Origin of the sequence: Dehalococcoides sp. (genome assembly GCF_041654235.1) — a bacterium.
In the GTDB taxonomy this organism is placed as follows: domain Bacteria; phylum Chloroflexota; class Dehalococcoidia; order Dehalococcoidales; family Dehalococcoidaceae; genus Dehalococcoides; species Dehalococcoides mccartyi_B.
Map to the genome: position 1 here is coordinate 1 of NZ_JBAZDW010000065.1, position 6,928 is coordinate 6,928.

Genomic DNA, 6,928 nt, shown 5'->3' on the forward strand with positions numbered 1-6,928 from the left:
AAAGGATACACCCGCCAGACAGATAACCGTCAGGCTAAGAAATAGTCTTGCCCTATTCTTTTTCATAAGTTTCATCTGTATCAGTTTAGAAAATATGGCCGCCAAGTACAAGTGGCAGGATATGCCCCCCTAAATATCCCAACCTTAAGTCCCTGTATCAAACCTTTGTTACAAATACTATATAGCCTTTTGACGTTATTTTTGCTATTATATGTCTTATAGCCCATTCGCTACCCCTGACTTGGAGACTTTGTGGCATATATATTTAATAAAACCCGCCCTGATGCAGTTGCCGATATGCGGGTAACTACTGCAAAACCGTACCCGTTTTTTGAAAAACTTCGCTCCCCTCTGTATATAAATGCCATTTTCCTGATAATAGGAGGAGGGGCAGGTGCGGCCCTTAGCTTTGTTTTCTGGATACTGGCCGCCCGTTTTTTTACGCCCTCGGCGGTTGGGCTGGCGGGGGCAGTTATATCCGCTATATCCCTGCTGGGTACTGTTTCGCATCTGGGGCTGGGATTCGGGATTATCCGCTTCCTGCCCCAAAATATTTATCCGGCTAAAAGCATTATAAATTCTTCTATCAGCCTGACCCTCATAGTTTCCATACTGGCCGGGGGTATCTTCCTGCTGGGATTGGGCATTTGGTCACCGGAACTTCTCTTCCTGCGCCAAAGCCCCCTGCTGGCAGTTTCATTTTTGGCATTCACCGCCGCCACTGCCCTTAATTCCATTGCGGATAACAGTTTGATAGCCCACCGCCATTCCGGTTACTCTACCCTAAGGGTAGTAGCAGCCAGCGGACTTCGTTTGATACTGGTGGTAATTCTAGCCAGCCTTTTCCCCCAGAACGGTATTTTTTCTGCTTGGGGCATAGCCCTGATAGCCACCTTATTTATGGCAATTTTCGGCTTCATACCCAAAGTCTCCGGCGGATTTCGCCCCGGTTTTGAGATCTGTTATCCTTACCTCAAGTCCAGCTTCGGTTTCTCACTGTCCAACAACCTATCTCAATTTTTAGGTTCAGCACCGGCCTTGCTTCTGCCATTGCTGGTACTGGGAATTTTGGGTGCAGAATCCAATGCCTATTTTTACATAGGTTGGAGCACTGCCACCGCCCTGACCACTATACCCGTCTCCATTTCGACTTCCCTATTCACTGAGGGTTCACATGATGAAAAGGGGTTGTCTTTGCATATCCAAAAAAGCCTGAAGCTAAGCTTGGGGCTTATTATCCCGCTGGTTATTATATTATTCCTGCTGGCAGACAAAGTGTTGCTTTTTTTCGGACAGGAATACGCTGTGTCATCTAGCGGTTTACTGCGGATAATGATAGTGGGGCTTATACCCCAGTCTTTAAACGTAATCTATATGGGCAGTTTGAGAGTAATAAAACAGCTGAAAAGGCTTATGCTGATAAACTGTCTGATTGCCGGGCTGAGTCTGATATTAAGTTTCGGGCTTATTCCTGTAATGGGTATCAACGGGGCGGGTTTGGCCTGGGTGATTGCCCAATCTGTTTGTGCCGTTTATGTTGGTTTCAGGTTGATTACCAACAGGAGTACCTCCGTTTAGTGAATACCCCAAAAGAGCCGAAGAGTATCCTCCTAACCCTCAGGCAGCAACTCTGTTGCGGTTGCGGTATCTGTCAGGCTATCTGCCCTGCCGGTGCCATAAAGATGCAGATTGCCCCTGATAAAGGCATTTACCTGCCATGGCTAAATACATCTCTCTGCCGAAGCTGCGGCAAATGCCTGAAGGTTTGTCCGGGTACAGGTATAGATCTGGACAGCTATTCGCAAGCAATTTTCGGCGGGGCATCGCCCTCTTTAATCCAAAATAGTTGCTATACTGCCTTCAGCAGTGACCACCTGCAACGTAATCTTTCCACTTCGGGTGGGGTAGCTACCGCTCTGCTAAATTATGCATTGGAAACAGGGCTGATAGACGGGGCATTGGTGAGCGGGGCTAATCCTTCTTCACCGCTTACTCCCGCAAGCTTCATTGCCCGCACACCGGAAGAACTGAAACAGGCTGCCGGTTCTAAATATTGCCCGGTTGCCGCCGCTTCAGCCATATCAGAAATAACAGCTAAACCGGGGCGTTACGCAGTGGTAGGTTTGCCCTGCCATATTCAGGCTATCCGCAAAGCGGAAAACCAAAACCCGTTACTGAAAGAGCGTATAGTCCTGCATCTGGGTATAGTCTGCTCCAGCACCATGAGCTTTAGAGGAACAGAATACATACTGAAACAGCAGGGAATAAACAAAATTAACTTAATAAGCCTCCATTATCGTACCGGCGGCTGGCCGGGGGATATGCATCTGGAGATGGCTTGCGGAGATACCCTGACTCTGCCCCTAAGAAACTATCATCCCTATCACGGACACGGTTTTTTTAGCCCGCGCCGTTGCCTGATGTGTACCGACCAGCTGAACGAACTGGCGGATATCTCTCTGGGAGACGCCTGGTTAAGGGAATTGGAATATGACCATGAAGGTACATCGGCGGTGATAGTGAGGGGTAATACCGTACAGGATTTTTACCGGAATGCAGTCCGATACGGGTGTATCAAATCTCAGCCGCTTTCAAACAAACGGGTGATGGAGTGGCGAAACAAACGGCAGGACTACGCAGCCAAGAAAAATATTCTGCCTCTTCTGGGCTGGAAACTGCCCGAATACTCCCACCCCTGCCCCCCTGCCCGCAAAATAGCCTACCTTTACACCTGGGAGCAGATAATAAACTATCATCTGGGAAAGACCAATTCCCGACTGGTTATAGAACCGGCCAAGCACTTTTGGGTTTGGCTGACCCGCATAGCCGAAAAATTTATCAGCAAACAGGCTTCCCGCGGCTGATTACCTCTGCCACCCTTTGACCGTACACAGATGCCCTGTGATTTATTATTCCCAGCCGTTCCTTTATCCGGGTGCTTATTGCAGGGCAATTGGCTGCCATACAGGATAGTTTCTGTTTAAGCTCGTCTTGGATATCCCGTGGATTTGGCTTTTTGATATCTACCAGATAGTCAGACTGCCCCAGATAGCTGCCCAAAAGTTTCCAGTATTTTTCCTGATACCCCAGAGTCAGGGTGGGGATAGCCTGTGACAAAGCAGCAATACTGGCGTGCATGCGGCAGCTTATAAAAATATCACATTCCCCTATCAGTCCTTTAACAGTTTCAGACGGATAATCCCCGCTGAAAACATGCACCCTGTTTTTATGCTGCATACGGGCATAAACCTCGTGGCAAACCCGGCTGTCATCAGGATGAACGTGGGGAATAAGGTAAATACCGGCATCAAACGTACTGGCGGCAAAATCTGCCAGTTCGGCTATCAGCATCAGATATACTTCCGGTTTGTCAGCTGCCGAATCAGCAAATATATTTTTCAGCTCCATCTGGAACAGACTGGGGGAAATGCCTATGATAAAGCGGTTATCATTTTCCACCCCTTCAGCCATAAATAATTCTTTCACAACTTCCCTTGAAGCAGGCGGCATGAGAAAGGCCATATCCGCCCCCAGATAGAGGCGCTCAGGTTTAAGCCCCAGTTTAAGGAGATACTCATAGCTCAGCTCATCTCTCAGGGCCACCAGCTTTGCCCGTGAAAGTATATACCTACCCATAAAACGGCTAACCGGTGTATTGAAAGGTCCGATATCCACCGGAGCAGTCAAGAGCGGGCAACCAAAAGCCCGCAAACCCGCCCAGCTTTTCAGCAAGTTCAGGCAGACACACACAAACCCGTAATCAGTCTCATTTAAACAGTCCACGTTTATATGCAAAAGGGCATTATAATGGCGATAAGGATTTTTAGCCGGTCTCAATTTATAGTAAACAGCCCTAAGCAGGCTTTTGGGAATAAGCACCAGATAGCTGAAAGTATTCAGGGTTTCACAGTTTCCATTAGCCCAGGGGTGGGAAATCAGCTTTAAGCCTTTGCTTTCCAGATAGCAGTATCGCTTGGGGGCAAAGCTGAAATACTCCAGCGTAAGTCCCGGCAGGCACTCACCCAGACAGTGTTCCAAACCGCGTACAATGGCCTGAAAACCACGGCTTTCAAAATCTGCATTGGAAAGCACCAGTATACGGGGCGGTTTATTATCCGGATTTTCTTTCATAACCAACCTCCTTAAGACAGACCATGCCCGAAGCTATACGGTCAGGAAAGAAATAGGCCAGCGGGCTGAAAACCACCCCTGCCGCCAGCCAGAAAGCCCAGTAGACAGAGGCAAGCGCTGCCGAACGCTTCAGGAGATACGGCCACCAGACCCTCTCCAGACGCAGACGGTTTCCCCGAACCAGATATCCCATTTCCTTAAGTTCAAACGGCAAATAACCGCACTGGTGGGCAGAGCCATCTTCATTGTGGTTACCTTCCACTCTGGAAAAACCTACCGGTGTGCTTAAAATAACCCTTTTACGGGCTATTTTCTCCAGCCTCAAAATAAGATTCAGCCCTTCATCTTTAGGCAAATGCTCTATGAGTTCCAGACAAATAACCGTGTCATAGCTTTTATCAGCCAGATTCAGGTTAAGGATATCCCGGCAAAAATACTGATGGTGGCTGGATTTGTTTTTGGCTTCAGCTATAAGAATGGGGTTTATATCTACCCCGCAGGTTTTAAAGGACTTGCGGCGGTTTAAGAAAAGCATCGCCTCCCCGCCTCCGCAACCTATATCCAGCAAGCTTTCACCGCCGCCTTCCAGCCAGCGGCTGACCGTGTTTAGGCGGGACAGGGGGACATACCCCCCGTAGCGATGGCTAAGATTTAACAGTTTTTTTACAAATACCCTGTTCATGTCGCCTCCCTGTAAATCCCCTCAAGGCGTCCGCAGATAACCCCCCAGTCAAATCCCTTCTTGACCAATTCCCTTCCGTTAGCCCCCATGGCAGACCGTCTGGCGGGAGATTGTAAAAGCTCTAGAATCCGCTTTGCCAGCTCTGTTTCATCACCAGCTTTTACCAAATAACCATTTACCCCTTCTACCACCTGTTCGTGTATACCGGATATATCAGAGGCGACAACCGCACAACCCGAAGCCAGTGCCTGCAGCACCACTGCCGGTGAAGACTCTGCCAGAGAAGGCAGCACGAAGATATCTGCTGAAGCAAATACCATTTGCAGATCATCTTGCGGCAGACTGCCGCTCAGGAAAACAAAATCCCCAAGGTTATATTCAGCTATCAGGCTAGATACCTTTTTGGGGTAGGCAGCATGTTCCAGTGCATCCAGACCGTGCTCAGCCATAGGCCCGGCCAGTAAAAAAGCACACTTGCGGAAACCGGCTTTGTTTACCACCAGATTTGCCGCCCTCACCAGATATTCTACCCCTTTATAAGGCACTATCCGCCCTACAAACAGGACTAACAACCGGTCATCTATGCCATATTTTCGGCGGATAAAACTGCATCGGGAAGCAGGGTTGAAAGCCGAAGTATCCACCCCGCAGGGAAGAAGCCTTATCCTGCCCGGGGCCGCCCTTTCCCTCTCAAGTATGTTTTTAATCCGGGCTGACTGGGCAATAACCCGGTGAACGCGTTTCATAATAAAGATATCCAGTTTGCGGCTTAAACGGTCTTTAAAGCTACCCCTTTGCATAACCCAAACCGGAGAATGCACAGTGTAAATCATCTTCTCCCGTTGCGAAGGCAAGACCAGTACCAGTACCAGCCCTACCAGAGTACGGTGAATATGGATAACTTCAAAGCTATTCTTCTTTATGTAACGGCGGGCTCTAAGGCTGAAACCCAGCAGGTTCAGCACCGAATAAATATTGGAAAGCCACAGACTGGAAGAACGGTGAGCAACCAAACAATGCAGGCGGATTATCTCTATCCCTCCTGTTTGCTCACTCACCAAATCAGCCCTGTCCAGACGTATATCAAATATAACTACCCTGTTGCCTCTGGCGGCCAGACCGCGGGCAGATTCAAATACATATCTTTCAATACCCCCATACCCCACCGGCGGAGTTTGCAGACTGCCGCTACCCAAATGAAGTATATTCATCAGATACCGCACTTCCAGCAAGGGCGGCGAGGACGGTCCGGCGGGGGGTTGAAAATAAGCTCGGTCAGGCCGCACACCATCCCCCAGCTCTGAAATACAAACGCCAAAAGATGGAGCGATACCGGACGAAATTTAAAATGTCCCAGAGAATACAGCAAACCATACACCGCCGGGAAAGGCGGCCAGAAACGCAGAATCAGCAGGCCGTTTTTCCATGCCAGCCGTGAATTGCCTTTGCCGTACCAGATATACTGATGAACCACATTTTTAAAAGTGGTACGGTGATGATGTTTGACACGCACCGCCGAAACACCGAAAACGCAACCGCCGCTTAAGGCACGGCGGTTAAAATCCACGTCATCTCCGGGGCTTATAAAGGAGTCAAAGCCATATTTGAGTACTATATCCCGGCTAACCAAAGCTGCCCCAAACCAGATGCCGGCAGGATTGGGACGGCAGGACAGAAAATCTGTAGCCGCCCTCTCCCAAAAATTACCCTGCCCAGCCCCTTCGGTTCGGGCATATATACCATCCAACTTGGCTTTCTTCAACTCTGCAAACATCTGCCCAAGGGCATAAGGCGGCAGTTCCACATCGGCATCTACAAACATTATGTAATCATAGCCGGCTATTTCCGAACCTATCTGGTGAGCAAAGCTGGTTCCCCTGCCACGGTCATTCAGTATGTGCTGGGTAAAAGCCGCCGCCAGCGAAACCGTTTTATCCGTGGAATCCCCGTCTACCAGTATTATCTCGGCCGGACTGTTCTTCATTATGCTCTCCAGACAGGAGCCGATAGTTTTTTCAGCATTTCTGGCACAAACTATAACAGACAACGGTACATAGTCTTCCACCTCAGTTTGCCCCCTGATTAAAGTAGATATTCATTTCCCCGTTCTGGTAG

General features: G+C 49.0%; 6 protein-coding genes. 2 read left to right on the forward strand and 4 right to left on the reverse strand.

The genetic code is table 11. The annotated features are described in order from the left end of the window. The first annotated feature begins 252 nt into the window (after nt 1–252). Together WC259_RS07065 and WC259_RS07070 are read left to right on the forward strand one after the other, a co-directional pair. Entirely contained in the window at nt 253–1,578 is a 1,326-nt protein-coding gene (locus tag WC259_RS07065) for an MATE family efflux transporter (RefSeq protein ID WP_061977060.1), read from the forward strand. Further along, a complete protein-coding gene (locus tag WC259_RS07070; RefSeq protein WP_372643866.1) occupies nt 1,578–2,864 on the forward strand; it encodes a Coenzyme F420 hydrogenase/dehydrogenase, beta subunit C-terminal domain in 1,287 nt (428 codons plus the stop codon). Before WC259_RS07065 ends, WC259_RS07070 begins: the two co-directional genes overlap by 1 nt. Here WC259_RS07070 and WC259_RS07075 read toward each other — a convergent pair. Genes WC259_RS07075 through WC259_RS07090 form a run of 4 tightly spaced genes read right to left on the reverse strand, consistent with a single transcriptional unit; the run spans nt 2,839 to nt 6,878 of the window. Beyond that, the gene (locus WC259_RS07075; RefSeq protein ID WP_372643869.1) at nt 2,839–4,131 is read right to left on the reverse strand and encodes a polysaccharide pyruvyl transferase family protein; all 1,293 of its coding nucleotides are present in this window, start codon (nt 4,129–4,131) and stop codon (nt 2,839–2,841) included. The genes WC259_RS07070 and WC259_RS07075 overlap by 26 nt on opposite strands. Further along, nucleotides 4,112–4,813, reverse strand: a complete 702-nt coding sequence (locus tag WC259_RS07080) for a bifunctional 2-polyprenyl-6-hydroxyphenol methylase/3-demethylubiquinol 3-O-methyltransferase UbiG (protein ID WP_015406812.1) — start codon at nt 4,811–4,813, stop codon at nt 4,112–4,114. Before WC259_RS07080 ends, WC259_RS07075 begins: the two co-directional genes overlap by 20 nt. After that, entirely contained in the window at nt 4,810–6,024 is a 1,215-nt protein-coding gene (locus tag WC259_RS07085; protein WP_015406811.1) for a glycosyltransferase family 4 protein, read from the reverse strand. Before WC259_RS07085 ends, WC259_RS07080 begins: the two co-directional genes overlap by 4 nt. Beyond that, nucleotides 6,024–6,878: a glycosyltransferase family 2 protein gene (locus WC259_RS07090; protein ID WP_372643873.1), complete on the reverse strand. Its 855-nt coding sequence runs from the start codon at nt 6,876–6,878 to the stop codon at nt 6,024–6,026. Before WC259_RS07090 ends, WC259_RS07085 begins: the two co-directional genes overlap by 1 nt. Nucleotides 6,879–6,928: the final 50 nt, after the last annotated feature.

Excerpts from the sequence above, each read along its gene's own strand:
- WC259_RS07075 (WP_372643869.1), bottom strand. The coding sequence starts at position 4,131 with ATGAAAGAAAATCCGGATAATAAACCGCCCCGTATACTGGTGCTTTCC.
- WC259_RS07085 (WP_015406811.1), bottom strand. The coding sequence starts at position 6,024 with ATGAATATACTTCATTTGGGTAGCGGCAGTCTGCAAACTCCGCCGGTG.
- WC259_RS07080 (WP_015406812.1), bottom strand. The coding sequence starts at position 4,813 with ATGAACAGGGTATTTGTAAAAAAACTGTTAAATCTTAGCCATCGCTAC.